Origin of the sequence: Terrabacter sp. 2TAF16 (assembly GCF_052115065.1) — a bacterium.
Classification (GTDB): domain Bacteria; phylum Actinomycetota; class Actinomycetes; order Actinomycetales; family Dermatophilaceae; genus Terrabacter.
The window spans coordinates 42,219-67,843 of sequence record NZ_JBFRFZ010000006.1 but is presented as its reverse complement, the minus strand read 5'-3'; the positions used below and the strand labels follow the sequence as shown (position 1 = coordinate 67,843).

Here is a 25,625-nt window from a genome sequence, read left to right as displayed (position 1 = left end):
CATTGTGTCCCACGTGGCGTCTGGGGCCGCGGCGTCTCAGCCCCCGCGTCGTTCGAGCGTCTCGACGAGCCCGTCGCGCACCTCGGGATGGACGACATCGGCGTCGACGACCCGTCGTGCTGCGGCGAGGTCGCCGGTGAAGGCGCGGAAGAGCACGAGCAGGTCGATGTCGTGGGAAGGCCGCTCGATCTCGATGGTGGCGCCGGTGTGCACGGTGCCGGGGGTCACGACCGAGAGGTAGGCGCCGGTGCGCCCGGCCTCGGTGAAGCGGCGCACCCAGCGGGGCTCACCCATGTGCGCGGCGAAGGTGCTGCACGGGATGCGCGGCACCTCGACCCGCAGCACGACGTCGCCGATGCGCCACCGCTCGCCGACGAGCGCGTGTGTCGTGTCCACGGCGAGCGTCGTGATGTTCTCGCCGAATCCCCCTGAGGGGATGGAGCGCCCGATCTGCTGCTCCCAGAGCTCCTGGTCCTCGCGCGGGTAGGCGTAGACCGCCTGCAGTGCGCCGCCGTGGTGCTTCGGGTTGCCGATCTCGTCGCCGACGACCCCGCTGCCGAGACCGCCGTGCTTCGGCCCCGGGTCGCGGACCGCGAACGACTCGACGGGCCGCTTGTCGATCGCGGTGGGTCGGCCGCCGCGCTCGGGGGCGGTGCGTCGGCCCGAGCCGAGGGCGAGGACGTGGGGATGGTGCGTCACCCGGCGAGCCTAGCGGCGTCGCGCCGGACCTTTCCCCGACCGGTCCACGACCGTTCCCGGTCCCCTCCGGGTCGGGCCGCCCGTCTTGGCTAGCGTGGACGCCATGGCTACCCAACCCGTCGTCGTGTCCGTCCCCGACCCCGAGTTCGCCGAGGCGCTCGCCGACCTCGACGGCGTCGACACGGTCGTGTGGGACATGGAGGGGCCGCACCCGCGCGGTCCCGAGATCCGGTACGCCGTCATGCCCTACATGACGAGCCTCGACCTCGCCGACGTCACCCGCGGGCTCGACGCCCTCGAGGTCGTGCAGCTGCAGAGCGCCGGCTACGAGCAGTTCGTGGCCCGGCTCCCCGAGGGCGTGACCCTCTGCAACGCGGCGGGCGTGCACGACGCGTCGACGGCGGAGCTCGCGCTGACCCTGACGCTGGCGTCGATCCGCGACATCCCGGAGTTCGTCGGGTCCCAGCACCAGGGGCGCTGGGAGCCGCTGCGCCTGCGCGCGTCGCTGGCCGACCGGCGGGTGCTCGTCGTCGGCTACGGACGGATCGGCCGGGCCATCGCGCGGCGCTTCGCCCCGTTCGAGGTCACCCTGACGGCGGTGGCCTCTCGAGCCCGGGAGGGCGACGAGCTCGTGCCGCGGGTGCACGGCATCGACGAGCTGCCCGACCTGCTGCCCGACCACGACGTGGTCGTCGTCATCGTGCCGCTGACGTCCGCGACACGTCGTCTGTTCGACGCGGCGCTGCTCAGCCGTGTGCCGGACGGCGCCCTCCTCGTCAACGTGGCCCGGGGGCCGGTCGTCGACACCGACGCCCTCGTGGCCGAGTGCGCCTCCGGCCGGCTGCGGGCGGCGCTCGACGTGACCGACCCCGAGCCGCTGCCGCAGGACCACCCGCTCTGGACGACGCCGGGCGTCCTCGTCACACCGCACGTCGGGGGAGCGACGGACGCGATGCGCCCGCGGGCCGTCGCCCTGGTGCGCCGACAGGTCGAGGCGCTGCTCGCCGGTGAGCCGGTCGACAACGCCGTGGCCGGACCCTTGTCTGCCCCTCGGACATAGTGGACACTGTCAACATGACCGAGACCATCGTCGCCATCGGCACGCGCAAGGGGCTCTGGATCGCCCGCAGCGCCGACCGGCAGGACTGGACCCTCGAGGGTCCGCACTTCCTCATGAGCGAGGTCGCCTCCGTCGCCGTCGACACCCGCGAGGGACGCTCGACCGTGCTGGCGGGCGTCAAGTCGTGGCACTGGGGACCCACGGTCCAGGCCTCCACCGACGGTGGCCGCACGTGGACCGAGAGCGCCGAGCGGGCCCTGGCCTTCCCGGCCGACACCGACACCGCGCTCGAGCGCGTCTGGCAGCTGACGCCCGACCCCAACGACACCGACGTCGTGTGGGCGGGGGTCGAGCCGCACGCCCTCTTCAAGAGCACCGACCGCGGCGAGCACTACGAGCTCGTCCGCGGCCTCTGGGACCACCCCCACCGCCCGACCTGGGAGCCCGGCTTCGGCGGTGGCGCCGTGCACACGATCGTCCCCGAGCCCGGACATCCGGAGTCGGTGCTCGTCGCGATGAGCGCGGGCGGCGTCTACCGCTCGGGCGACGGCGGGCAGACGTGGGCTCCGAGCAATCCCGGCATCCGGGCCGGCTTCATGCCCGACAACGAGTACCCGGAGTACGGCCAGTGCGTGCACAAGGTGGCTCGCGGCCAGGGCGAGGGGGAGCTCTTCGCCCAGAACCACAACGGTGTCTACCGCTCGCACGACAACGGCGCGACGTGGGACTCCATCGCCGAGGGGCTGCCGACCGACTTCGGCTTCACGGTCCTCGCCCACCCGCGCCGTCCCGGTGTCGTCTGGGTGGTGCCCGTGGCCGACTCCGGTGAGCGCATCCCGCCGGACGCCCAGCTGCAGGTCCAGCGGTCCGAGGACGCCGGCGCGACGTGGCGTCAGCAGGCGAACGGTCTGCCCGGCCACAGCTACACGTGCGTGCTGCGCGACGCGGCCTCCCTCGACGCGGCCGACCCGGTCGGCGTCTACCTCGGCACCCGCAACGGCGACGTCTTCGCCTCGGCTGACGAGGGTGAGACCTTCCAGCGCATCGCGACCCAGCTGCCCGACGTGCTCGTCGTGCGCGCCGCCCAGCTCGCCTGACACGCAAGGGATTCCGTATGCCGTCCGCCCCCGTCCGCGTCATCCTCCCCGGCATGCTCCGCGACCTCGTGGGTGGCGTCGCCGAGATCGAGGTCGAGTCGCCGTCCGAGTCGCAGACGGTGGCCGAGCTGCTCGACCGGGCGTTCTCCGGTCATCGCATCCTCGACGGCAAGGTGCGCGACGAGCGCGGCCAGATCCGTCGGCACGTCAAGGTCTTCGTCAACGGCGAGGACGCCACGCGCGGCGAGGGCATCGACGCACCGGTCCCGGCCGGAGCCCGCGTCCACATCATCAACGCCGTCTCAGGAGGCTGACGGCAGCCCGGACATCGGCCCGAGCACGGGGAAGTCGGCCCGCAGTACCGCCCCGCCCGGGGTCTCGCGGCTCAGTGTCAGGTCGCCACCCAGTGACCTCAGGGTGTCGCGCAGCAGCCGGAGCCCGAGGTGCCCTCGGTTCGAACCGGCCGGAGGCTCGTCAACCGTGGCCGAGGGCCCCACGCCGTCGTCGCGCACCTCGACGACGACGCGCTCGCCCCGGAGGGCGGCCGACACCGCCACGGTCGAGGCGTCCGCGTGCTTGTCGACGTTGCGCAGCCCTTCGCGGACGACCCGGAAGGTCAGCTGGGCGACGGCGAGCGAGTCGTCGAGCCGGGGGTCCACCGAGACGTCGACGTCGGTTCCACGCCGGCGCTGCCGGTCCGCCAGCTCCTCGACGGCAGCCACGAGGCCCCCGCTGCGCAGGTCCGCCGGGTAGACGTCGGTGAGCAGCTCGCGCGCCCCCGTGGCGCTGCGTGCGAGGTCGGCCGACGCCTGCTCGAGCAGGTGTCGCTCCGCGGTCGCCTCCTCCGGCAGGGCGGCCGCCACGGTCGGCAACGCGTACCCGAGCCCCACGATGTCCTGCACGAGTCCGTCGTGGAGGTCCTGCGAGAGGCGACGGCGCTCGAGGTCCGAGGCCGACAGCGCGTGGGCCATCATCTCCTCCCGCTCGGCGAGGCCGCGGTCGACGCGGCGGGCGAGGGACAGCGCGAGCGGGAGCAGGGCGAGGGCGAGCAGCAGGAGCGAGACCAGGCCCAGCGTGGTGAACTGCCAGCGGATGTCGGCGACGTCGTGCTGGATGCGCTCGGTGGGCCAGTAGGCCTCGAAGACGAGGGGATGGCCGTCGGCGGCGCGGAAGCCGACGTAGACCTCGATGAGCTCCTCATGGGACTGCTCGGCGGCGTTCTCGGGCTTGTCGAGATCTGACAGCTCCGCGGTTGCCCCGGTGCCCCCGAAGAGGGCTGCGACGTCGGGATCGAGCTCGTACGTCCTGCCGGTCATGCCCGCCTCGTCGGTCCACAGCACGAGCCCGTCGGCGGTCCAGATCTTCATGTGGGCGATGGACCCGTCGGCCATCCGTGCCCGCATGAGGCGCTCGAGGGGTGCCATGGCCTCGGGCCGGCCCGCCCGCACCCCCTCGTCGACGAGCGGTGCCACGACCGAGTTGGCGAAGGCGACGCTGCGCACGTCGGCCTCGTGGAGGGACAGGGACTCGGCCAGGGGTTGGGACAACAACAGCGTGCCCGAGGCGACGACGAGCAGCACCGCCACGCTCCAGACCACGAACCGGGTCACGGCGCTGCGCACGACGGTCGACCGGCCGGGTGCGAGCGGCCCGCGGCTCGCCCTGCCGGAGGCGCGGTCAGATCTCATCGTCGAGCCGGATCAGCTTGCGCCGCAGAGCGATCATGACCGCCTCGAGCTGGCTGTGCGCGTCGAGCTTGACGAGGATGTTCTTGATGTAGCCGCGGCAGGTGAGCACCGAGATGCCGAGGGTACGGGCGATGGCCGTGGGGTCCCGCCCCTGGGCGAGCAGGGCGAGGACCTGCTGCTCCCGAGAGGTCAGCAGCTCCGGGGTGCCCTGTCTGCCGGACCCGTTGCCGACGAGCGCCCGCAGCAGCACCGGGTGCACGGCGAAGGTCCCGCGACTGGCCTCGCGCACCGCCTGGATCAGCTCGGCGAGTGGGCCGCCCTTGGGCAGCAGCGCCGAGGCTCCGGCCTCGGAGGCGCGGGCCAGCAACGCGTGGGTCACGTGGGCGGTGAGGACGACAACGCGCACCTGCGGGTGGGCGTCCGTGACGCGGCGGGTCAGCTCGATGCCGTCACCGTCGTCGAGGTGCACGTCCATGACGATCGCGTCGGGCCGCGCACGGTCGATGATCGCGAGCGCGTCGACGACGCCGCCCGCGGTGCCGACACTCTCCATGTCCGGCTGGGCGGACACGGCGAGCGACAGGGCGTCGGCGACAGTTCGGTGGTCGTCGACGACCAGCACACGCATCATCTCGGACGACATCGAGCCCCCTCGTCGTCAGGACAGTGCGCTCCCCGGCGCACCGTTCCGCGAACCAGTATCACGGCTGGAGGCCTCGCGTGCGGAGAAACGGCCCTCGAAAAGTGGGGGTCGGGGCACCCGCCGCTGGGTGGTCCGGCGTCATCCGGAGGCGCCCACCATGGGAGGAGTTCTGCAAGGGGGGATCCGGATGAACGGAACTGCTGGGCTTCGCGTACGCCTGTGTGGGGGACTCGTCGTGGGAGACGGGGACCTGGCCCTCGGCCCGCGCGACGTCGGAGGGGCCAAGGCGCGTCAGGTGCTCATGGCGCTGCTGTTCGAGGCCGGTGCGAGTGTCTCTAAGGGACGCCTCATCGAGTTCCTCTGGGGTGGAAGACCGCCCGCCGGTGCACTCGGCACGCTGGAGGCCTACGTCAGTGTGCTCCGGAAGCGGCTCGCGACGGTGTTCCCGGGCGGGACGCCGGTCGTCACGGTCCCGGGCGGCTACCGCTGGGACGTGGACCGGGCGCCCGTCGACGTCGTCGAGTTCACCCGGCTCGTCGCCGCCGCACGCGCGGTCGACGTGTCCGGGACGGATGCGCTGGACGCGTATGCCGCTGCCCTCGCCCTCGTCGAACGTCCTCTGGCGCCGGTGGACGGCGACCTGCCCTGGCTCGAGGAGCACGTCTCCGGTCACCGCTCCCGGGTGCTCCGCGTGCTCACCGACGCCGCACGCCTCGCGCTGGACGAGGGCGACCCGTCCCGCGCCGAGACCTGGGCCCGGGACGCGATCGAGCGCGACCTGCTCGTCGAGGCGGCCTGGCAGGTGCTGCTCGAGTCGCTGGAGCGCCAGGGACGCCAGGCCGAGGCGATGCGGGAGTACGAGACCTGTCGCTCGGTCTTCGCCGAGGAGCTGGGCTGCGACCCGGGACCGGGACTGCGCACGGTCTTCACGCGTCTGCTCGCGGCGACGTCGTCCGACGACGACGGGCTGCGCGACCTCGTCGACGCCGTCGTGCGCCTGCACGTGCGGCTGCTCGCCCACGGGGGTGCGGGTCGCGGGGCGGGTCGGCTGCCCTCCGCGCACGCGGCCGGAGGTCGTGGGGCCGGGGGCATGGCACAGCCCGAGGCGCTCGCCTCCCTCGAGGAGGACTGCCGGCGGCTCCGGTCACTGCTCCGCGCCGCGAGCGGAACGGTGCCGTCGGGTCTCCCGGGTGGCCGACCGGCCGGAGACGTCAGGAGAGCGGCCACGGCGTGACGACGCGTCCGTCCAGGTCGTCGAGGAGAACAGGCCCGAGGACCCGGGAGTCCACCGAGCGGGAGCGGTCGTCGCCCATGACGAAGACGGCACCTGCGGGCACGGCGACGGGGCCGAACCACACACTGTCCATCGACTCCTCGTCGACCCACGGCTCGGTCACCGGCACGCCGTCGACGACGAGCCGCCCGTCCTCGAGGCCGACCACGTCGCCGCCGACCGCGACGACGCGCTTGACCCACGACGTCCCGGTGGGCACCTGGGCGCCGGCGTTCGTCGTGGACGCCGCCCGCTCGGCCCACCCCGGGCCGACGACGACCACGTCGCCGCGGGACACGGTCCCCGCCCACGGCGTGCGGAGCAGGATCACGTGGTCGCCCGCCGAGAGCGTCGGGCTCATCGAGTCGGAGGTGACACGGACCGGCTCGACCACCCAGTGCGACCCGACGGCGAGACCGACGGCGAGCACGGCGAGTGCCCGGCGCGCGCGGCGCGAGCCGTGGTGGAGGCCACGACCCCGACGACCCGCGACTGGCGACTGCACGTCCGGCCTCCGAGGGGAGCGCACGGTCCCGGCCGCCGACGCGCCCTCCCCGGGCGGTCGCCCCGACGCGGGCATCGGCAGGCTCACGTGAACCTGGCCACGGCCCAGACGATCCAGCCACAGACGCCCACCGCGAGCAGCAGGTTGGTGACGGAACGGCGCTGGGCGGGGGCCATCAGGCCGACGAGGAGGGCCAGCGCCGCGAACTCGGCGGTGACGCAGACGGCATCGGGCAGCCCCAGGGCCTCGACGGTCGAACCGCCCTCGGACCCCGGGATGACGGGCATCCCGTTGCCGTGGCCGCCGGGCACGAGCAGGGGACCGTGGTGCCCGCCACCGGACACGGCCGCACCCTCGCTGTGGAACGGCAGTCCTGCGGTGCGGGACACGACGTAGAGGGCGATGAGGCCGGCCGTCGAGAGCACCGCCGCGGGCAGGACCCGCCTCGCGGTGCCGCGCCACAGCGCCTGGCCCAACCACAGCTGGGCGGTGGCGACGACGGCGAAGAAGACACCGGCCGGTGCCCACTCGTCGACGTGCTCCGGCGTCACGACCACGTGGACGAGCCCGGCCACCCCGAGGAGGGTGCCGGCCGCGCGGGCCTCGGCCGACGGCGTACGCCAGCGGTGTGCCTGCTGCGGCGTGCCCTCGTCGTCGACCGCGGCACCGTGAAGGCCCTCGTGGGCCGTCGCGTTCACAGCTCGCCGTCCTCGGGCAGCGACCTGCACGGATCACTCATCGGGTCGGTCGACTCCCCGGCCACGACCTCGAACTGGCTCATCATGTCGTGGTCCTCGTGGACGAGGTTGTGGCAGTGGATCATGTACTTGCCCCGCCCCTCGAAGCGCATGACGACCCGCACCGTCTCGTTCTCGCCGACGTAGACGACGTCCTTGGGCCCGAGCTCGTGGGCCATCGGCGCCGCGCCGTTGCGGTCGAGCACGCGGAAGTCCACGAGGTGGATGTGGACCGGGTGGAACCAGCCGCCCGACGAGTTGCGGATCTCCCACACCTCGACGTCCCCCTCTGCGGGGTTTGCCTCGACGAGCGCGAACCGGCTGCGCACGACGTCGTCCCACGTGTGGCCGTTGATCGTCCACTGGCTGTTCTTGCGCACGAGGTCGAGCTTTCGGGTGCGCACGGCGTCCGCGGCGGTCAGCGCCATGACCGGGTTGGTCGGGTTGAGCTGGTCGGGAACGGCGTTGTCGGCCGGGTCGAAGTCGTCGCCGACGACGTCGAAGGCCATGACCTTGTTCGTGTTGTCGTAGTCGATGTTGTTCTTCGGGCTCGAGTTGCCGAGCACGACCCGCCGGCCCACGGGGTAGCGGCTGAAGTCGACGACGACCTCGTAGCGCTCGGCCATGCCCTGCCGGAAGCTCCTGACCCGCTGGGGTGCCGGCATCAGGCCCCCGTCCGTCGCGATGACGACGAACGGGTCGCCGGAGTCGAGCGACCACTGGTAGGACCGTGAGATCGAGGCGTTGAGCAGCCGGAAGCGGTAGCGCCGCCGCTTGACCTTCATGACCGGCCACGGCACCCCGTTGACGAGGACGACGTCGCCGAACATCCCGGACTCGTCGTGGTTGTCGAAGTAGAGCTGCCCGTCCGTCGCGAACATCGCGTCGCTGACGACCAACGGGACGTCGAACTCGCCGTGTGGAATCGGCAGCGACTGCTCCAGCGGGTCCGTGAGGTGGTACTGCGCTGCCAGGCCCATGAGGACGTTCTCCGCCGTGTGGTGCAGGCCGTGGTCGTGGTACCAGAGCGTCCGGGCCGTCGGGGTGTTCGGGTAGACGTAGTCCTTGTACTGACCCGGGTTCGTGATGTCGCTGGCGTACCCGTCGTACTCCGGGGCCGACGGTGACCCGTGCAGGTGCACCGAGGTCCATGGCGTGTAGCGCAGGAGCGGGTGGGTCGCCGGCAGGTTGTTGACCTGGCGCATGACGGTGCGGCGGCCCTGCGCGACCTTGACCGTCGGCCCGGGCACGCTGCCGTTGTAGCCCCACAGTGGCGTCTTGAGGCCCGGGACGACGTCGGCCATGACCGGCTTCATGTAGACCTTGTAGTAGTCGGTCGTGCTGTCGACCCGGCTGGGCTGGAGCACGGGCGGCACCCGGAAGGGCAGCGTGAACGGCCTCGGCAGCCTGCTGCTCGCGAGCCGGCTCTGCGTGCTCGAGCCCGCCCTGACGGTGCGCTCCAGCGGCAGGGCCAGGGCGGCGCCACCCACGACGCCCAGCTTCATCAGGTCACGACGCGACAGTGACATGGTTCCTCCTCGATCGACTCCAACTTCCTCTAGGACAGCGGGGCGACCTTGGGATCTCCTTGTGGGTCAGGGGAGCCCGTGCCCAAGGTTTCCGCAAGGCCGCGCGCGGAGCCTGACGGGAACGCCCGTACCGGGCGCCCGTCACCGGACCTACGCGTGAGAAGGCAAGTCATGAGACGTCCAACCGCAGCGGCGCTCGCCGCAGTCATCGGCCTCCCGGTCGTCATCGGTGTCAGCGCATCCGCCGCCGTCGTCGGCGGTACGCCCGGACCGGGCCTGGCGGCCGTCGGTCCCGTGAGCGCGACCAACGGCTACCCCACCTGGTACAAGGACAAGAACGGGCTGCGGCTCGAGCTGTGCGTCGCCGCCGCCGACCCCCTCTGCCCCGCTCGAGGCGACCTGCCCGACGAGACGGCGCCCGTCGCCTTCCCTGACAACTACCCGGACGAGGCGTTCTACTCGCTGACCGGCGCCCAGGTCGACACGGCGAGCGCCGGCGTCGCGCGCCTCGACATGGCCCTCGAAGGAGCGTTCTCCGCCGGGCCGGTCGTCGACGGCGAGCAGGTCGTCTTCGCGCGGATGCGGATCAAGATGACCAACGTCCGCAACGCCACCGACTACACGTTCACGACACCCGTGGGGACGAAGACCCTCAAGGCCAACCGCGACGGGCTGATCTTCGACACCGAGGACATCGGCATCGGTGCGCCGGGCGACTTCTCCGGCGCCCTCGGCGGCCGCCTCGGGCCGTTCCTGACGTGGGACACGTTCGGCACGCGGACGGACCCCGCTCTCAGGGGCGACACCTACGTCGGCGACGGCATCACCGACCACCGGATCAAGGGCAGCCCCTACGGCACGAACGTCTTCCGGATCCAGGGGCCGGGCGTCAACCCGTCCGCGACGACCGACGCGTGCCCGACCGTGACCGGGCCCGTCACCGACTGCATCGAGACGGACCTCTTCACCGTCCAGGGGAAGGTCGCGACGACCTCCGGCGTGTCGGCCGACGCCGCGACCTACGCCCGCTCGTCCGGCGGTACCTCGCTCGTCGACGTCTTCGCCTCGTCGGAGCCGGGGGAGCTGCAGGCCATCGAGGTGGGCGACGCCTCGAGCGTCGTCGGCTTCGCCACCACGGCCCTGACCGGGGGCGACGGGAGGTACTTCGCCCGGGTCGCCGCCGACGGGCTGCCGAGCCGAGTCCAGGTCTCGAACGTCGGCGACCTGCCGCCGTCACGCAAGACCATCGCCGTCGTCGACCGGGTGTCGGGCACCGCCGTCTTCGATGCGGGCCGGCGCGTGCTGTCGGTCGGGGCCAGCTCGAGCGACACGTTCGCCGACCCGACGCTCACCGCCGTCGGTCTCGGTGTCCTCGTCGGCGGCACGCTGGTCGTCGACCCCCTCGTGGCGCCGCCCGTCACGGTCACGGTCACCTCCGCCGCCGGTGGCGCCGTCACGCTCCCGGTGACGGTGACCGGCCCCGCCACGGACCCGATCCCGGTCAGGGCCCAGGCCGGACCCGACCAGACGGTCCAGCCGGGACAGGTCGTCACGCTCGACGGGTCCACGTCCCGGGGCACGATCCTCTCGTACGCGTGGGAGAGCCCCGAAGGAATCTCCCTGACCTCGCCGAACAGCGCCGTTGCGTCCTTCACCGCCCCTGACGCTCCCGGCGACTACGAGCTTGCCCTCGTCGTGACGGGACCCGGGGGCACGAGCGACCGGGCCACGGCCACCGTCACGGTCACGCCGCCGGTGACGGTCGTCGTCGCGAGCGCCGGGTCCGACCAGACGGTGCGGCGCGGGACCGTCGTGACCCTCGACGGTGGGGCGTCACAGGGAGCCGCGACCTATGCCTGGGCGCAGGTGGCCGGCCCGACGAGGCCGACGGTGACCCTCTCCGGCGCCACGTCCGCCCGACCGACGTTCACGTTCCCGCTCTTCCACGCCTCGGACGGCAACGCGGGCCCGCTGACGTTCCGGCTCACGGTGCGCGATGCCACCGGGGCCCTCACGTCCACGGACGACGTGGTGGTGACGCCCACCTCCGACACCGTCGTCGTGACGACGGCGCGCTTCAAGGGCCAGTGGCGCATCGACGGCACGAGCAGCGTCGTGGCGGGACAGCGGGTCACGGCGCACCTGGGTGGACTCGCCGGGACGGTCATCGGATCAGCGGTCGTCGACGCGGCCGGCGGGTTCTCGATCCGGCCCGCCACCGGACCCGTCGCGACCCAGGGCGCCACGGTCGTCGTCGAGTCGGAGCTGGGCGGTGTCTCCACCCCGTTCACCGTGCGGCTGAACTGACCCTCCCCGGGTGGACGCAGCTACCCCCGGCCGTCCACCCCCGAGGTGGCCTCCTCCTCGCGGAGGGGGCCACCGTCGTGAGTGCTGGCTCGGGTCGTCCGCCTCGGTCGCGCCGTCGTCAGCGACCGACGCCGAGGAGGATGGGCAGGGCGGTGCGCTCGAGCTCTCCGACCGCGAGAGAGCGCGGTTCGACGAGCCGCTGGGTCATCGAACCCTGGGCGAGCGCGATCGCGACGCGGACGAAGAGGTCGGTGGGGATCGGGAGGGTGAGTCCCTGGCGCGACACCGCCTCGTCGACGACGGACACCAGCTCGTCACGGACCCGACGCTGCTGGGCAGCCCAGGTGCGTCGCGCGTCGGCATCGCGGATGGCGTGCAGGGTGAACTCGGTCGTGAGCACGAGCCAGCGCTCTCTGCTGTCGTCGGCCAGCGCCGCGAAGACGTCGCGGAGCACCTCGTCGGCGCTCGCGTGCTCGCGTTTGCTCGCACGGCGGATCCGGTCGACGAGCGCCTCCGAGTGGCGTCGGGAGAGCTCGACGACGAGGTCGTCCTTGGAGCTGAAGTTCGAGTAGAAGGCGCCTCGCGTGAAGCCGGCGCGTTCGCAGATGTCCTCGACGGTGGCGCCGTGGAACCCGCGCTCGGCGAAGACCTCGCTCGCGGCCTCGAGGACGCGGTCGCGGGTGGCCTGGCGACGCGCGCTGATGCGTGGAGCGGTGGACGGGTGTGTGGCGGACGGCATACGCAAAGGATACAACCTCGAATTGAATACGACCTCGTATCGGAGCATACTCGTCAGGTGACCACTCCCAGCTCAGGCCGACCCACGGACCCCGACCAGCGCACCGTCGTCGTCGACGACGTCAGCGTCGCCGGCACGCACGAGCCCTTCGTCGAGCACGTGAGCTTCACGGCCCCGGGGGGCGTCGTCACGTTCGTCCCGACCGACCCGGGCATCCCCCAGGTCGCACTCGCCCTCGCCATCGGAGGCCGGGTCGCCCTGCTGCGCGGGCGGGTCAGCATCGGCGGGGTCCCGGAGCGAGCCGAGCTGCAGCTGCGCACGCGGCTCGTCGACGTCGCCGACGTGACGGCCCCCGAGGACTCCCTGGCGGTGCAGGCCGTCGTGCAGGAGGAGCTCGCCCTCGCCGAGCGTCCTGCCTCCCGCTCCGCCGTCGCCACCTTCCTGTCCGAGCACGACCTCGCCGACCGCTCCGGGGTGCCCTGGGAACAGCTGCCCGCAGGGGTGCGCACGAGCCTGCTGCTCGAGCTCGGCGCCCTCCATCCCCACGTACGCGTCCTCGTCCTCGCCGGTGCCGAACGGCACGGCGGGGACCACGGGGTCTGGCTCGAGACCTGCCATTGGCTGGCCCGCGAGGGCTTCGCCGTCATCGTCCTGACGACGGCTGCCCTGGCATCCACGCTGCCTCCCGACGAGGTCGAGGCTGAGCCCGCGCCGCAGCCGGCGCTCGCGTTCACATCGCAGCCCGACCCGGAGACGGAGCCGGAGACCGTGCCGGAGCCCGAGCCGGAGCCCGAGCCGGAGCCCGAGTCCGAGACCGAGCCGGAGAGCGAGCCGGAGACCGAGCCGGGGCCGGAGACCGCTCCCGACCCGCAGGACACCACCGCAACCACCCCGAAGGAGCCCTCGGCATGAACCCCGTCCGCCTCGCGGTCGCCGAGCTGCGCCGCCTCACGAGCTCGCGCCTGGCCCGGCTCGCCCTGGCTGCGCTCGTCCTCATCCCCACGCTCTACGGCGGTCTCTACCTCTACGCCAACCACGACCCCTACGGGGGCTTCCCGCAGGTGCCGGCGGCCGTCGTGAGCGACGACACCGGCACCACCCTCAGCACGGGGGAGAAGCTGCAGGTCGGCGGGCGGGTCGCCGACCAGCTCGTCGACTCGAGGTCCTTCGACTGGCACCGGGTCTCGCACGACGAGGCGATGCGCGGTGTCGACGACGGGACCTACGCCTTCGCCGTCATCCTGCCCCGGACGTTCTCGGCCGACCTGGCGTCGACCGCCGAGTTCCGGCCGCGACAGGCCACGGTCGTGCTCGAGACGAACGACGCCAACAACTACATGACCTCGACCATCGGCAACCAGGTCATCAAGCAGGTGACGGCATCGGTCGCGAGCGAGGTGAGCCGGACCGCGGCCAGCAAGCTGCTCCTCGGCTTCAGCGACGTCCACGACCAGCTCGTCAAGGCCGCCGACGGCTCCGAGCAGCTGCGGGCCGGGGCGGTCAAGGCCGACGACGGCGCGAAGAAGCTGGCGAGCGGGGCCCGCACCCTCGCGACCGGCCTCGACGACCTCGCCTCGGGGGCCCGGCGCCTCGACACCGGTGTCGGCCAGGCGGCCTCCGGCGCCGACAGCCTCGAGGCGGGCGCCGGCCAGCTCGCCTCCGGCCTGTCCACGCTGCAGTCCCGCACCGCCAACCTGCCGGCCCAGACCGCGCGGCTCGCCGACGGCGCCGAGCAGGTCGCCGCCGGCAACCGGACCATCGCCTCCTACGGCACCCAGGCCGCGACCGCGTCGACCCAGCTCAAGAGCCGGATCGCCGCCGACCGGTCGAGCTTCCTGGCGGCCCTGCGCGCCCAGGGGCTCACCGACGCCCAGCTCGCCGTCGTCGAGTCGCGGCTCGACGTCGTCGACGGCTACGTCGACACGGCCGACAGCACGATCCAGTCGGCCTCCGGCAGCCTGACCCGCCTCTCCAAGGGCGCCGACCAGGTCGCGACCGGCGCCCGGACGCTCGCCTCGGCGACGCCGGCCCTGACGAGTGGCATCGCCCAGGCCCGCTCCGGCGCCGTCCAGGTCCGCGACGGCGCCAGCGCGCTCGCCACCGGTCTCGACCAGCTCAAGACCGGCTCGAGCGCGCTCGCGTCCGGCGCGACGAAGGCCTCCACCGGCGCCGACCAGCTCTCGTCGGGCGCGACCTCCCTCGCCTCCGGCCTCGACTCGCTCGTCAAGGGTGCCACCGACCTGCACGCCGGTCTCGTCAAGGGCCGTGACGCCGTGCCCGACCCTTCCGACGCCCAGCGCAAGGCGATGGCCCAGACGATCGGCTACCCCGTCGGGGTCTCGTCCGACTCCCTCTCATCGGCCGGCTCCTACGGTGCCGGGCTCGCGCCGTTCTTCATGAGCCTCGCGCTCTGGATCGGCGCCTACGTCCTCTTCCTCTTCGTCCGGCCCCTGTCGACGCGTGCCCTCGCGACGAGCCAGCGCTCGGTCCGCACGGCCGTCGGCGGCTGGCTCGCGCCGGCGCTCGTCGGCGTCCTCCAGGCCGCGGCGCTCGTGCTCGTCGTCGGGAGGGGCGTCGACATCCGGATCGCGCACCCGGTGCTCGCCTTCCTCTTCCTCGTCTTCGTGTCCATGACGTTCGTCGCGATCCTGCACGCCCTCGCCGCACGGCTCGGGGCCGTCGGGAAGTTCCTCGGCCTCGTCTTCATGGTCGTCCAGCTCGTCAGCGCGGGCGGCACGTTCCCCTGGCAGACGTTGCCCGCGCCGCTCCAGGCCATCCACCACGTCGTCCCGATGACGTACGCCATCGACGGGCTCCGCCGGCTCATGTACGGCGCCGACCTCGGTCCCGTGCCGGGCAGCATCGCGGTGCTCGCGGCATACCTCGTCGGTGCCCTCGCCGTGTCGACGGTCGCCGCCCGGCGCTCGCGGATGTGGACGCCGTCGCGGATCAAGCCCGAGCTGAGCCTCTGACCGGTCTGGGCTGACAACGCGGCCGGTCCGGAGCATGCTCGGAGTCATGAGCAGCGCCTCGAGAGAGAAGACCCTCATCCTCATGCGTCACGCCAAGGCCGAGGAGGGGCCGGGCAAGGTCGACCACGACCGCGAGCTCGCGGCCCGTGGTCGACGGGACGCCAAGGCTGCCGGGAAGTGGCTCCATGCCGAAGGCCTCGTGCCCGACCTCGTGATCTGCTCGACCGCGCAGCGCACGCGGCAGACGTGGGAGGAGGCGTGCCGCGGTGGCGCGCACACGGAGTTCGTCGAGTTCCGGCGCAGCGTCTACCTCGGGGGCTCCGAGCAGACGCTCGAGACGGTGCGCGAGGACGCCGGTGACACCTCGACCGTCCTCGTCGTCGGCCACAACCCGACGATGGCGCAGCTGACGAGCCTGCTCACCGACGGCGAGGGCTCGCGCGAGGCGCACGAGGCCCTCGGGGAGGGCTTCGTCACGAGCGGGCTCGCGGTCCTGCGCTACGCGGGGGACTGGGCCGACCTCGACCTCGGCACGTGCGAGCTGGCGCGCTTCCACGTCAGCCGCGGTCACGACGACTGACCGGCCGACGCCCGTTCGGCACGGGCTCAGGCTGTGAGATGCGGTGTCCACCCAGCGGACACGGTTCTATGCTGCTGGCATGACGCAGACGCCTGACATCAAGCCCCGCAGCCGCGACGTCACCGACGGTCTCGAGAAGACCGCCGCGCGGGGGATGCTCCGGGCCGTGGGCCTCGGCGACGACGACTGGGTCAAGCCGCAGATCGGCGTCGCGAGCTCGTGGAACGAGATCACGCCGTGCAACCTGTCGCTCGACCGGCTCGCCAAGGCGGTCAAGGACGGCGTGCACGCCGGGGGTGGCTACCCGCTCGAGTTCGGCACGATCTCCGTCTCCGACGGCATCTCGATGGGCCACGAGGGCATGCACTTCAGCCTCGTCTCCCGCGAGATCATCGCCGACTCCGTCGAGACGGTCATGAACGCCGAGCGCCTCGACGGGTCAGTGCTGCTCGCGGGTTGCGACAAGTCGCTCCCGGGCATGCTCATGGCTGCCGCCCGCCTCGACCTCGCGTCGGTCTTCCTCTACGCCGGCACGATCCTGCCGGGCATCGCCAAGCTCTCCGACGGCAGCGAGAAGGAGGTCACGATCATCGACGCCTTCGAGGCCGTCGGTGCGTGCAACGCCGGGAAGATGTCGCTCGAGGACGTCGACGCGATCGAGCGCGCCATCTGCCCGGGGGAGGGCGCCTGCGGCGGCTTCTACACCGCCAACACGATGGCCGCCGTGGCCGAGGCCATCGGCATGTCGATCCCCGGCTCGGCCGCGCCGCCCGCCACCGACCGGCGCCGCGACATGTACGCCCGCAAGTCGGGCCAGGCCGTCGTCGAGCTGCTCCGCAAGGGCATCACCGCGCGCGACATCATGACGAAGCCGGCCTTCGAGAACGCCATCGCCGTCGTCATGGCCTTCGGCGGCTCGACCAACGCCGTGCTCCACCTGCTCGCCATCGCGCACGAGGCCGAGGTGGACCTGACGATCGAGGACTTCCGGCGCATCGGTGCGAAGGTGCCGCACCTGGCCGACGTCAAGCCGTTCGGCAGCTTCGTCATGAAGGACATCGACCACATCGGCGGCATCCCCGTCGTCATGAAGACGCTGCTCGAGGCCGGGCTGCTCGACGGCGACTGCCTCACGGTGACGGGCAAGACGATGGCCGAGAACCTCGACGACATCAACCCGCCGCACATCGACGGCCGTGTCATCCGCGAGATGGCGACGCCGATCCACAAGACCGGTGGCCTGACGATCCTCACCGGCTCGCTGGCGCCCGAGGGTGCCGTCGTGAAGTCGGCCGGCTTCGACGAGTCCGTCTTCGAGGGCACCGCCCGCGTCTTCGACGGCGAGCGCGCCGCGATGGACGCCGTCGAGCAGGGCTCACTGCAGAAGAACGACGTCGTCGTCATCCGCTACGAGGGCCCCAAGGGTGGTCCCGGGATGCGCGAGATGCTCGCCGTCACGGGCGCCATCAAGGGCGCGGGCCTGGGCAAGGACGTCCTCCTGCTCACCGACGGTCGCTTCTCCGGCGGCACGACCGGGCTCTGCGTCGGCCACGTCGCCCCCGAGGCCGTCGACGACGGGCCCATCGCCTTCGTGCACGACGGCGACACGATCCGCCTCGACGTCGCCAACGGCACGCTCGACGTGCTCGTCGACGAGGACGAGATGGACCGTCGCCGAGCTGAAGGCGTCACGCACCCTGAGCCGAAGTACACCCGCGGAGTGCTCGCGAAGTACCGCAAGCTCGTCGGCAGCGCCAGCCGCGGCGCCGTCTGCGGCTGACCCTCGCTCGGGTTCGAGGTGATGGCGACGCGCGGCTGGGTGTCGCCATCACCTCGACCCAGGCTGGGCGGTCGATGGCGTATGCCGTGTGGCCGGGTCAGCGTTCCGCGTCGCGGAAGGCACGGGGCGTCATCCCGGTGTGCTCGCGGAACCGGCGGATGAGGTGCCGCTCGTCGCTGAATCCGGTTGCCGCAGCGATGTCCCGGACGCCGAGCCCGGTGTGCACGAGCAGGTCGGTCGCAGCCTCGAGCCGTCGTGAGGCGCGGTGGGCGTAGGGGCTCGTGCCGGTCTCGGACCGGAACCGTCGGCGCCACGTCTCATAGGTCATGCCGACCTCCGCGGCCACGGACGGCAGGTCCAGCGACTCGGCGAGGTCGCGGTCGAGCAGCTCGAGGGACCGATCGAGCCAGCCGAGCCTCGCGGCTCCGCGAGGATCCGTGCCCGCACCTGCGGTCGCGATCGCCTCGAGCAGGGCCGTGAGGAGGTCGAGCACCTCGGCGTCCCGGCCCGCGACGGTCGTCGGGCGGGTCCGCTCGCCGAAGGCCGCGAACCGGTGGCGCCACCTGGCGACCGGCAGACCGTGCACGAGGGGGTGGTCGGGCGTGAGCGCACCACGTCGCCGGGCCAGCTCGAACGCGACCCCGTCGAAGACGACGAAGACCTCGTCCCAGCCGTCGCGGTCGGCGCCGTACCAGTGCGGATGGCCGGGGTGCACGACGACGAGGGAGCCCGCGCCGAGGGACTCGTCGCGCCCCGCGTCGCGGTAGCGGCCCGTGCCCGCGGTGACGAAGGTCAGGCCCCACGTCGGGTGTCGCCGGGTCGTCCCCACCGGTAGGCCGCTGCCGCCGATGATGTGTCCGGCCACGAGCACCTCGCCGAGCCGGCCCGACGGCACGCGTCGAGCGCTCCCGCCGTGCGCCGCCCGCTCGTCCATGAGGTCATCGAACCAGATCGTTCCCCTGTGACCACGACGTTCCGGGTCGGGTCCGAGCACGACTGCTGTGCTGGGAGCTACGACGACTGCTCGGGTCGTTCATGATCCACGGAGGACGAGTCACCACATGCCCACCGACCTGCTGCCCGCGCTCACCACGGCATACCCCGTCTCTGACGGCGACGTCGCGGCCTACCGCTCGAACGGCCACGTGCGCCTGGCCCAGGTGGCCACGCAGGAGGAGGTGGCGGCGTACCGCGTGCCCGTCGCGGCGGCGGTCGAGCGCCTCAGCACCGAGACCCGGCCCCTCGCCGAGCGCGACAGCTACGGCATGGCGTTCCTCCAGGTGATGAACCTCTGGCGGCACGACGAGGACGTCGCGCGCTTCGTCATGGCCTCCCGCTTCGCCGACGTGGCGGCCCGCCTGCTCGGCGTCCCGCGGGTGCGGCTCTACCACGACCAGGCGCTCTTCAAGGAGCCCGGCGGGGGCTACACGCCGTGGCACCAGGACGCGATGTACTGGCCGCTGGACGGCTCCCGGTGCCTGACCATGTGGATGCCGCTCGTCGACATCACCCCCGCCCACGGCGGGCTCGCCTTCGCCTCCGGGAGCCACGTCGACGGGCCGCTCAGCGACATCGGCATCTCCGACGCGTCGGAGGAGTACTTCGACCGGCTGCTCACGGAGCGGGGCCTCGTCGTCGACGAACCGGTCGCGATGCGTGCCGGCGACGCGTCCTTCCACTCGGGCTGGACGGTGCACAAGGCCCTCGGCAACTCCTCGGACCGGATGCGCGAGGTCATGACCGTCATCTGGTTCGTCGACGGACTGACGGTGCTCGAACCGGCCAACTCGGCGCAGGCCAACGACCTCCGCTCGTGGTTGCCCGGGCTCGCACCGGGTGACGTCGCGGCCTCGGACTCGAACCCTGCGCTGCCCCGCTGACCCGGGACGCGTCGCCGCGAGGCTAGGAGCTCTCACCGGGTGTCGGCGACTCCATCAGCTCCGTCGACTCGGCGCGCGCCTTGAGACCCGCCGCCTCCATCGCGAGGTAGCGATCGGTGAGCGAACGGTAGCCACGCCCGACGACCGAGCCGAGCAGGCCCGACTGGGTGATCGAGAGCGTCGCCCGGCACGTGCCGCGGCCCGTCGCCTCGACGCCGTGGCGACCCGTCGTCAACGTGCCGGGCCCGCTCGCCTCCCACGTGAAGTCGTGCCCCTCGGTGAGGCCGGTGACGGTCCAGACCGTCGTCGGGATCCGCGGCTGGTCGATGCGGGCCCGCGCCCCGACCCGCAGCCCGTCGTCGAGCAGCGTCACCGACCGCACCGACGCGGTCCACTCGGGCCAGCGCTCGACGTCGCGCATCACGGCCCAGACGCGGGCGACCGGCGCGTCGATGTCGATGCTCGTGTGCTGCTCCACGGCGTCTCCTCAGGCTGGTGCGGCCCCCGGGTCCGGCGCCACGTCGGCCGCCCAGTGGCGCCACACCGACGTGACCTGCATGCCGACCTTCTCATAGAGACCCAGGGCGCCGGTGCGGGAATCGGTCGACAGCTCGGACCGCTCGCCTCCGTGCGCGCGGGCGACCTCGAAGGCGTCGACGAGCAGCGCCCTGGCCAGACCCCTGCCGCGCTCGTCGCGGCGCACCGCGAGCTTGTCGACGTAGGCGCAGCCGCTCGACACGACGACGAAGGCCATGCCGACGACGGTGTCGGAAGCGTCGACCATGAGCCGCAGCTGCCACGGTTCGTAGCCCGGTCGTCGCGAGACGGTGGCAGTCCACTCCTCGAAGGTCGATCGCTCGCGTTCGGACCACTCGAGGAAGGCGTCCTCGTTGACCGTCCACGTCGCGCGGAGGTCGTCCTCGTCGCGCGGCTCGCGGACGGCATACCCCTCCGGGACGGGCTGTGGCTCGATCGCCTGCCCGGCCGGCAGCTCGAGCACCCACGACGTCCACAGGGTGCGGTAGCCGAGAGCCGAGAGGAGGCGCTCGCCGGCCGAGTCGCCGGGCACCGGCTGGCCGACGACGGTGCCGCCGTCACGCGCGCCGACGGCTCGGGTCCAGCGAGACAGGGCCGTCCCGAGGCCCAGACCGCGGTGGGTCGGTGCGACGGCCGCGTCGGCCCAGCGACCCTTGTAGACCTCCGCGTACGCGACGAGCCGGTCTCCGTCGAGCACGCCCACGGACTGCGTGGCGAGGTCGAAGGCGGGACGCTGCCAGTCGCCGACGATGTCGGCCTCCTCGATGAGCACCTCTCCGACGTCGTGCAGCTCGCAGGCCGCCATGAGGGCGGTGACGGCAGCCGCGTCGTCCCGCGACAGCGGTCGGTCGGCGAGGTGGGCCGCAGCAGGCGGCAGCTGGAGGGGCACGGCGCTCGTCATGCCGGTCAGTGTCCCGAGCCGGTCGCGCCGCCGACAACCGACTTTCGCGGACCCGGGGACAGCGCCGGCGCCCCGACCGCCGGCGTGACAGTGGGTGAGATCACGAGGTCACATGTTGAGACGCCCCAGATGGTCGATTGACACCGCTGGGGCTTGGTAGGACGGTTGTCACGTGGCCCGACTCCTCGTACTTCCCTAGCGCGCCGACCAGCTCGAACGGTCAGCGCGCCCCCTTCCGTCCCACCGCGGGACCGAAGGGTTTTTTTGTGGCTGGAGTCAGCCCGAACCGGCATCACCACGCAGTGCTCGAGACAAGGAAGAGATCGTGAGCGACACGACGAAGCAGGCGCCCTCGCCCGCCGACGTGGCCTCCCTGGCCCGTCCCCGACCCGCGGCGGAGGCCAAGCCCGTCGAGCCCGTCGGGCCCGTCACGCCGGCCCGTGAGGTCACCGGGGCGCAGGCGCTCGTACTCTCGCTCGAGGCCATCGGCTGCGACACCGTCTTCGGCATCCCCGGCGGCGCGATCCTGCCCGCCTACGACCCGATGCTCGACTCCAAGAAGGTCCGTCACATCCTCGTGCGCCACGAGCAGGGTGCCGGTCACGCGGCCGAGGGGTATGCGTCGGCGACCGGCAAGGTCGGCGTCTGCATGGCGACGTCGGGCCCCGGCGCGACGAACCTCGTGACGCCGCTCGCCGACGCGCACATGGACTCCGTGCCCGTCGTCGCGATCACCGGTCAGGTCGCGAGCGCCGCCATCGGCACGGACGCCTTCCAGGAGGCCGACATCCGCGGCATCACGATGCCGATCACGAAGCACAACTACCTCGTGACCGACCCGGCGAAGATCCCGCAGGCCATCGCCGAGGCGTTCCACGTCGCGAGCACCGGCCGGCCGGGTCCCGTCCTCGTCGACATCAGCAAGGACGCGCTCCAGGCGATGACCACCTTCAGCTGGCCGCCGCAGATCGATCTGCCCGGCTACCGCCCGGTGCTCCGCCCGCACGGCAAGCAGATCCGCGAGGCGTCGCGCCTCATGGCCGCGGCCAGGCGGCCCGTCCTCTACGTCGGGGGCGGTGTCGTGAGAGCCCGCGCGAGCGAGGCGCTGCGCCGGCTCGTCGAGCTGACCGGCATCCCCGTCGTCACGACCCTCATGGCGCGTGGCACGGTGCCCGACAGCGAGCCGCTCAACCTCGGCATGCCCGGCATGCACGGCACGGTCGCCGCGGTGACGGGCCTGCAGAAGTCCGACCTGCTCATCACGCTCGGCGCGCGTTTCGACGACCGGGTCACCGGCCAGCTCTCGACGTTCGCCCCGCACGCGAAGGTGATCCACGCCGACATCGACCCCGCCGAGATCTCCAAGAACCGCATCGCCGACGTGCCGATCGTCGGTGACGTGGGCGAGGTCATCAAGGACCTCATCGAGCAGATCACGCTCGACCAGGCGACGGCGGACGACGACACCGACGCCTGGGACTTCGCCGAGTGGCGCGAGCGGGTCGCGGACTGGAAGCGGACCTTCCCCCTCGGCTGGACCGACAGCGAGGACGGCACGCTCTCGCCGCAGTACGTCATCGAGCGCATCGGGGCCCTCACCGGACCGGAGGCGACCTACGTCGCGGGTGTCGGCCAGCACCAGATGTGGGCCGCGCAGTTCGTCAAGTACGAACGCCCCAACGCGTGGATCAACTCCGGTGGCCTCGGCACGATGGGCTTCTCGGTCCCGGCAGCCATGGGCGCCAAGGTCGCCGAGCCCGAGCGCACCGTCTGGGCCATCGACGGTGACGGCTGTTTCCAGATGACGAACCAGGAGCTCGCCACCTGCGTCATCAACAACATCCCGATCAAGGTCGCGATCATCAACAACAGCTCGCTCGGCATGGTCCGCCAGTGGCAGACGCTCTTCTACAACGAGCGCTACTCCAACACCGACCTGCAGCCGACGACCCAGAGGGTGCCCGACTTCGTCAAGCTCGCCGACGCGTACGGCTGCCTCGGCCTGCGGGCCGAGACGCCCGAGGAGGTCGACGCCGTCATCAAGTTGGCGCTCGAGACCAACGACCGCCCGGTCGTCATCGACTTCATCGTGCACCGCGACGCCATGGTGTGGCCGATGGTGCCGGCCGGCGTCAGCAACGACATGATCCAGGCCGCACGCCACGAGGCGCCGGTCTGGGAGCGGGAGGACTGAGCATGAGCAAGCACACCCTGTCGGTCCTCGTCGAGGACAAGCCCGGCGTCCTGACCCGCGTGGCAGCGCTCTTCTCCCGACGCGGCTTCAACATCAACTCCCTCGCCGTCGGCCCGACCGAGCTGCCCGACATCTCCCGCATCACGGTCGTCGTCGAGGTCGAGGGCGCGGCGCTCGAGCAGGTGACGAAGCAGCTCAACAAGCTCATCGAGGTGCTCAAGGTCGTCGAGCTCGACCCGCACGCCTCGGTGCAGCGCGAGATCCTGCTCGTCAAGGTCCGTGCCGACCCGGCGACCCGCAGCCAGGTCATCGACACGATCCAGCTCTTCAAGGCCAAGGTCGTCGACGTGACGACCGACGCGATCGTCATCGAGGCCACCGGCACCTCCGACAAGCTCCGAGCCCTGCTCGACGTCCTCGAGCCGTTCGGCATCAAGGAGCTCGTCCAGTCCGGCATGGTCGCCGTCGGTCGCGGCTCCCGATCCATCACCGACCGCAGCCTGCGCAGCGCCTGACCCCGGCTCCACCCGGGCGGGGCTCCACCCGCCGCACCACCAGACCCACTGCACACCGCAACCGAAGGAGAAGGCCACCATGGCCGAGATGTTCTACGACGACGACGCCGACCTGTCGATCATCCAGGGCAAGAAGGTCGCCGTCATCGGCTACGGCAGCCAGGGCCACGCCCACGCCCTCAACCTTCGCGACTCCGGCGTCGACGTGCGCGTCGGCCTCGCCGAGGGCAGCAAGAGCAAGGCCAAGGCCGAGGCCGAGGGCCTGACGGTCACGTCGGTCGCCGACGCGGTCAAGGAGGCCGACCTCGTCGTCATCCTCACGCCCGACCAGGTGCAGCGGACGGTCTACGCCAACGACATCCAGCCCAACCTCAAGGACGGCGCCGCGCTCCTCTTCGGCCACGGCTTCAACATCCGCTTTGGCTACATCAAGCCCGAGGCCGACGCCGACGTGCTCATGGTCGCCCCCAAGGGACCGGGCCACATCGTGCGCCGCGAGTTCGCCGACGGCCGTGGAGTGCCCGTGCTCCTCGCCGTCGAGCAGGATGCGTCGGGCACCGCCTGGGACCTCGCCAAGGCCTACGGCAAGGCGATCGGCGGCCTGCGTGCCGGCGGCATCAAGACGACGTTCACCGAGGAGACCGAGACCGACCTCTTCGGCGAGCAGGCCGTCCTGTGCGGTGGCGCGAGCCAGCTCGTCATGTACGGCTTCGAGACCCTCGTCGAGGCGGGCTACCAGCCCGAGGTCGCCTACTTCGAGTGCCTCCACGAGCTCAAGCTCATCGTCGACCTCATGATCGAGGGTGGCATCGCCAAGCAGCGCTGGTCGGTCTCCGACACCGCTGAGTACGGCGACTACGTGTCGGGTCCGCGCGTCATCGACCCGAGCGTCAAGGAGAACATGAAGGCGGTGCTCGGCGACATCCAGAACGGCACCTTCGCCAAGCGCTTCATCGACGACCAGGACGCTGGCGCGCCGGAGTTCAAGGCGCTGCGAGAGAAGGGTGCCCAGCACCCGATCGAGGGCACGGGTCGCGAGCTGCGCAAGCTCATGGCGTGGGTCAAGCAGACCGACTCCGACTACGTCGAGGGCAGCGCCGCCCGCTGACCAGCCCGCACGGCTCGACGGCCGGCGTCCCGAATGCGCGGACGTCGGCCGTTCGCGCGCCTCGACGGGTCAGCGACCGGTGAGCCGCTGCGGCTGGAGGGCGAGCCAGGCGGCGAATGCCTGGCCGCCGGTGTCCGCGTCACCGGGGAAGGGGACGTTACGTCGCTCGGCGAACGCCTTGAGGAGCCCGCCGACGGGCGGCAGGCGCACGACCTTCGCGGCGGAGGCGCCCCGGTGCGCACGCAGCAGGGTCGCGACCTCGCCGACCGTGAGCACATCGGGACCTGCGACGTCCGTCGCCCTGGCGTATGCGGTGGGGCGCGCTCCCAGCGCAAGGTCGGCCAGGCGCGTGGCCACGAAGTCCGTGTCGACGGGCTGGAGGGCCATGTCGCCGATGGTGACGGCGATCGGCCCTGCACTCAGCTTGCGGGCGAAGAACGCTGCGAGGGAATGGAACTGGGTGGCGCGCAAGACCGAGGCGGCACCACCCGCATCCTCGATGCCCTGCTCGGCGCGCAGCTTGCGGCGGTAGTAGGCCAAGGGGTGCTCGTCGATGCCGACGATCGAGATGTGCACGAGGTGTACGCCGTGCTCGGCAGCCGCATCGGCCAGCCGGCGCGTCCCGTAGACCGTGACGGTGTCGCCGCGTGACGTGTCGTCGGCGCAGTGGACGACGGCATCGGCGCCCGCCAGGACGGCCTCGAGACCCTCACCGGTCGTCAGGTCCACGCCGGTCCTCCGGCTCGCCGGCACCGCCTGGTGTCCGCGGGCCACGACCTCGCGGACGACCCGCGAGCCGAGGTCCCCGGCGCCACCTGTCACAACAATGCGCATGACCACACCCTGACGTGCCCGCCCGTGCCGGCGCAATGCCTCGCGCG

Annotated in this window: 24 protein-coding genes; 13 read left to right on the top strand and 11 right to left on the bottom strand. The window is 72.1% G+C overall.

All coding sequences use genetic code 11. The annotated features are described in order from the left end of the window. Positions 1–36: 36 nt before the first annotated feature. Positions 37–699, bottom strand: a complete 663-nt coding sequence (locus AB4Z14_RS09135) for an MOSC domain-containing protein (protein ID WP_442274936.1) — start codon at positions 697–699, stop codon at positions 37–39. 103 nt (positions 700–802) lie between these two features. Between AB4Z14_RS09135 and AB4Z14_RS09130 the strand changes: the two genes are divergently transcribed. The 3 genes from AB4Z14_RS09130 to AB4Z14_RS09120 are packed head-to-tail and all read left to right on the top strand — an operon-like array spanning position 803 to position 3,170. Then, a complete protein-coding gene (locus AB4Z14_RS09130) occupies positions 803–1,759 on the top strand; it encodes a 2-hydroxyacid dehydrogenase (protein ID WP_442274935.1) in 957 nt (318 codons plus the stop codon). Positions 1,760–1,773: 14 nt separating this feature from the next. Next, a complete protein-coding gene (locus AB4Z14_RS09125) occupies positions 1,774–2,856 on the top strand; it encodes a WD40/YVTN/BNR-like repeat-containing protein (RefSeq protein ID WP_442274934.1) in 1,083 nt (360 codons plus the stop codon). Between the two features lie 17 nt (positions 2,857–2,873). Next, complete coding sequence (locus tag AB4Z14_RS09120) at positions 2,874–3,170, top strand: MoaD/ThiS family protein (protein ID WP_442274933.1); 297 nt, start codon at positions 2,874–2,876, stop codon at positions 3,168–3,170. On the opposite strand, the gene AB4Z14_RS09115 is transcribed toward AB4Z14_RS09120, so the two are convergent. Continuing rightward, on the bottom strand, positions 3,159–4,544 hold the full coding sequence (locus AB4Z14_RS09115; RefSeq protein WP_442274932.1) for a sensor histidine kinase: 1,386 nt from the start codon (positions 4,542–4,544) through the stop codon (positions 3,159–3,161). The two genes, AB4Z14_RS09120 and AB4Z14_RS09115, sit on opposite strands and share 12 nt — an antisense overlap. After that, the gene (locus tag AB4Z14_RS09110) at positions 4,534–5,187 is read right to left on the bottom strand and encodes a response regulator transcription factor (RefSeq protein ID WP_442274931.1); all 654 of its coding nucleotides are present in this window, start codon (positions 5,185–5,187) and stop codon (positions 4,534–4,536) included. Before AB4Z14_RS09110 ends, AB4Z14_RS09115 begins: the two co-directional genes overlap by 11 nt. A gap of 187 nt (positions 5,188–5,374) precedes the next feature. Between AB4Z14_RS09110 and AB4Z14_RS09105 the strand changes: the two genes are divergently transcribed. Further along, the gene (locus AB4Z14_RS09105) at positions 5,375–6,421 is read left to right on the top strand and encodes an AfsR/SARP family transcriptional regulator (protein WP_442274930.1); all 1,047 of its coding nucleotides are present in this window, start codon (positions 5,375–5,377) and stop codon (positions 6,419–6,421) included. Here the strand turns inward: AB4Z14_RS09105 and lepB are convergent. The 3 genes from lepB to AB4Z14_RS09090 all read right to left on the bottom strand — a co-directional run bounded on the left by lepB (position 6,399) and on the right by AB4Z14_RS09090 (position 9,231). Beyond that, complete coding sequence (gene lepB, locus AB4Z14_RS09100; RefSeq protein WP_442274929.1) at positions 6,399–6,965, bottom strand: signal peptidase I; 567 nt, start codon at positions 6,963–6,965, stop codon at positions 6,399–6,401. The genes AB4Z14_RS09105 and lepB overlap by 23 nt on opposite strands. An 83-nt stretch (positions 6,966–7,048) precedes the next feature. Beyond that, positions 7,049–7,663: a hypothetical protein gene (locus AB4Z14_RS09095; protein ID WP_442274928.1), complete on the bottom strand. Its 615-nt coding sequence runs from the start codon at positions 7,661–7,663 to the stop codon at positions 7,049–7,051. Beyond that, the gene (locus AB4Z14_RS09090) at positions 7,660–9,231 is read right to left on the bottom strand and encodes a multicopper oxidase family protein (protein ID WP_442274927.1); all 1,572 of its coding nucleotides are present in this window, start codon (positions 9,229–9,231) and stop codon (positions 7,660–7,662) included. Before AB4Z14_RS09090 ends, AB4Z14_RS09095 begins: the two co-directional genes overlap by 4 nt. Before the next feature lie 171 nt (positions 9,232–9,402). Here AB4Z14_RS09090 and AB4Z14_RS09085 point away from each other — a divergent pair, with 171 nt between their 5' ends. Further along, positions 9,403–11,538 (top strand): PKD domain-containing protein, encoded by a 2,136-nt coding sequence (locus AB4Z14_RS09085; RefSeq protein ID WP_442274926.1) that lies wholly within the window; start codon positions 9,403–9,405, stop codon positions 11,536–11,538. Positions 11,539–11,656: 118 nt separating this feature from the next. On the opposite strand, the gene AB4Z14_RS09080 is transcribed toward AB4Z14_RS09085, so the two are convergent. Continuing rightward, on the bottom strand, positions 11,657–12,277 hold the full coding sequence (locus AB4Z14_RS09080; RefSeq protein WP_442274925.1) for a TetR/AcrR family transcriptional regulator: 621 nt from the start codon (positions 12,275–12,277) through the stop codon (positions 11,657–11,659). A 57-nt stretch (positions 12,278–12,334) separates the two neighbouring features. On the opposite strand from AB4Z14_RS09080, the gene AB4Z14_RS09075 reads away from it, so the two are divergent. The 4 genes from AB4Z14_RS09075 to ilvD all read left to right on the top strand — a co-directional run bounded on the left by AB4Z14_RS09075 (position 12,335) and on the right by ilvD (position 17,609). Further along, positions 12,335–13,189 (top strand): hypothetical protein, encoded by an 855-nt coding sequence (locus tag AB4Z14_RS09075; protein ID WP_442274924.1) that lies wholly within the window; start codon positions 12,335–12,337, stop codon positions 13,187–13,189. Then, positions 13,186–15,249: a YhgE/Pip family protein gene (locus AB4Z14_RS09070; protein WP_442274923.1), complete on the top strand. Its 2,064-nt coding sequence runs from the start codon at positions 13,186–13,188 to the stop codon at positions 15,247–15,249. The genes AB4Z14_RS09075 and AB4Z14_RS09070 overlap by 4 nt, the downstream gene beginning before the upstream one ends. Before the next feature lie 46 nt (positions 15,250–15,295). After that, positions 15,296–15,829, top strand: coding sequence for a SixA phosphatase family protein (locus AB4Z14_RS09065; protein ID WP_235508595.1), 534 nt, complete (start codon positions 15,296–15,298; stop codon positions 15,827–15,829). A 79-nt stretch (positions 15,830–15,908) separates the two neighbouring features. After that, on the top strand, positions 15,909–17,609 hold the full coding sequence (gene ilvD / locus AB4Z14_RS09060; RefSeq protein WP_442274922.1) for a dihydroxy-acid dehydratase: 1,701 nt from the start codon (positions 15,909–15,911) through the stop codon (positions 17,607–17,609). Between the two features lie 97 nt (positions 17,610–17,706). Here ilvD and AB4Z14_RS09055 read toward each other — a convergent pair whose 3' ends face one another. Next, entirely contained in the window at positions 17,707–18,543 is an 837-nt protein-coding gene (locus AB4Z14_RS09055) for an AraC family transcriptional regulator (RefSeq protein WP_442274921.1), read from the bottom strand. Positions 18,544–18,670: 127 nt separating this feature from the next. On the opposite strand from AB4Z14_RS09055, the gene AB4Z14_RS09050 reads away from it, so the two are divergent. Then, positions 18,671–19,489, top strand: a complete 819-nt coding sequence (locus tag AB4Z14_RS09050) for a phytanoyl-CoA dioxygenase family protein (RefSeq protein WP_442274920.1) — start codon at positions 18,671–18,673, stop codon at positions 19,487–19,489. Between the two features lie 22 nt (positions 19,490–19,511). On the opposite strand, the gene AB4Z14_RS09045 is transcribed toward AB4Z14_RS09050, so the two are convergent. Both AB4Z14_RS09045 and AB4Z14_RS09040 read right to left on the bottom strand, forming a co-directional pair. Continuing rightward, complete coding sequence (locus AB4Z14_RS09045) at positions 19,512–19,967, bottom strand: SRPBCC family protein (RefSeq protein WP_442274919.1); 456 nt, start codon at positions 19,965–19,967, stop codon at positions 19,512–19,514. A 9-nt stretch (positions 19,968–19,976) separates the two neighbouring features. Next, positions 19,977–20,927 carry a GNAT family N-acetyltransferase gene (locus tag AB4Z14_RS09040; RefSeq protein ID WP_442274918.1) on the bottom strand — a complete coding sequence of 317 codons (951 nt, stop codon included), beginning with the start codon at positions 20,925–20,927 and terminating at the stop codon, positions 19,977–19,979. A gap of 325 nt (positions 20,928–21,252) precedes the next feature. Here AB4Z14_RS09040 and AB4Z14_RS09035 point away from each other — a divergent pair, with 325 nt between their 5' ends. The 3 genes from AB4Z14_RS09035 to ilvC all read left to right on the top strand — a co-directional run bounded on the left by AB4Z14_RS09035 (position 21,253) and on the right by ilvC (position 24,744). Further along, entirely contained in the window at positions 21,253–23,121 is a 1,869-nt protein-coding gene (locus AB4Z14_RS09035; protein WP_442274917.1) for an acetolactate synthase large subunit, read from the top strand. A gap of 2 nt (positions 23,122–23,123) precedes the next feature. Then, a complete protein-coding gene (gene ilvN / locus AB4Z14_RS09030; RefSeq protein WP_056753659.1) occupies positions 23,124–23,636 on the top strand; it encodes an acetolactate synthase small subunit in 513 nt (170 codons plus the stop codon). A gap of 79 nt (positions 23,637–23,715) precedes the next feature. Further along, positions 23,716–24,744, top strand: coding sequence for a ketol-acid reductoisomerase (gene ilvC / locus AB4Z14_RS09025; protein ID WP_056770258.1), 1,029 nt, complete (start codon positions 23,716–23,718; stop codon positions 24,742–24,744). 69 nt (positions 24,745–24,813) lie between these two features. Here the strand turns inward: ilvC and AB4Z14_RS09020 are convergent, their stop codons facing one another. Beyond that, positions 24,814–25,578, bottom strand: coding sequence for an SDR family oxidoreductase (locus AB4Z14_RS09020; protein WP_442274916.1), 765 nt, complete (start codon positions 25,576–25,578; stop codon positions 24,814–24,816). Positions 25,579–25,625: the final 47 nt, after the last annotated feature.